Origin of the sequence: Frankia sp. Mgl5 (assembly GCF_023242985.1) — a bacterium.
In the GTDB taxonomy this organism is placed as follows: Bacteria; Actinomycetota; Actinomycetes; order Frankiales; family Frankiaceae; genus Parafrankia; species Parafrankia soli.
On the sequence record NZ_JALKFY010000480.1, the window covers coordinates 1 to 427 of the forward strand.

The 427-nt window shown below is 53.6% G+C and carries 1 protein-coding gene; it reads left to right on the forward strand.

The genetic code is table 11. The features are described 5' to 3' along the window. Positions 1-384, forward strand: a 384-nt coding sequence (locus tag MXD62_RS10235) for an aminotransferase class V-fold PLP-dependent enzyme (RefSeq protein WP_248829092.1), incomplete at its 5' end; no start/stop codon positions are given. Between the last annotated feature and the right edge of the window lie 43 nt (positions 385-427).

Here is a 427-nt window from a genome sequence, read left to right on the forward strand (position 1 = left end):
GGAGATTTGCGCAGCGAGATTGCCGACGCGATGACGCGCATGTATGAATACGAGCATTCCCTGGCGGGCAGGTTGTATCGCGGCTTGCAGGAAATCCCCGGCGTAACCGTATATGGCACCCCTGTTAATGATAAGCTGAGAACGCCCACGATTTCCTTTACAATGAAGGGGCACACTCCGGCGCAGGTGGCAGAGCGTCTGGGTGAATCGGGTATATATGTATGGGACGGAAATTTTTATGCGATTACCATCGTAAAAGAACTGGGATTGGCCGATACGGGAGGAATGGTGCGGATCGGCCTGGCTCCCTACAACACGGAAGATGAAATCGACCGATTGCTTTCGGTATTGGCGGAATTGGCCAAGATCAATGCGCCTGCCTGAGTCGTCTGTCCGGTTCAGTCGAGTCTTAGCTCCACAGATGTCC